Annotated in this window: 1 protein-coding gene; it reads right to left on the bottom strand. The window is 65.6% G+C overall.

Features of this window, described 5'->3' with window-relative positions:
• The coding region (locus FCG67_RS24845; RefSeq protein WP_136912238.1) for a superoxide dismutase at positions 1-602 on the bottom strand (602 nt) is incomplete at both ends.

Raw genomic sequence — 602 nt, 5'->3', positions numbered from 1 at the left:
GCGGTCTGGGTGCGGGCGCGGTCGAAGCGGGCGGAGACGTCGTTCCAGTTGACGATGTTCCAGAAGGCGTTGACGTAGTCGCCCTTGACGTTCTGGTAGTCGAGGTAGAAGGCGTGCTCCCACATGTCGAGCATGAGCAGGGGGGTGAGGCCGATGGAGATGTTGCCCTGCTGGTCGTAGAGCTGGACGATGATCAGTCGCTGGCCGATGGAGTCCCAGGCGAGGATGGACCAGCCGGAGCCCTGGATGGCGTTGGCGTTGGCGTTGAAGTGGGTGCGGAAGGCGTCGAAGCCGCCGAATTGGTCGTCGATGGCTGCGGCGAGTTCGCCTTCGGGCTTGTCGCCGCCGTCGGGGCTGAGGTTGTTCCAGAAGACGGTGTGGTTGGTGTGGCCGCCGAGGTGGAAGGCGAGGTTCTTCTCGTGCAGGTTGACCACGGGGGCGACGGCGTCGGCGGCGCGGAGTTCGGCGAGCTTGTCGAGGGCGGCGTTGGCGCCTGCGACGTAGGCGGCGTGGTGCTTGTCGTGGTGCAGCTCCATGATCTTGCCGGAGATGTGCGGCTCGAGGGCGGCGTAGTCGTAGGGCAGTTCAGGCAGCGAGTAGAC

This window comes from Rhodococcus oryzae (assembly GCF_005049235.1).
In the GTDB taxonomy this organism is placed as follows: Bacteria; Actinomycetota; Actinomycetes; order Mycobacteriales; family Mycobacteriaceae; genus Rhodococcus_G; species Rhodococcus_G oryzae.
This window is presented reverse-complemented; position numbering and strand designations above follow the sequence as displayed.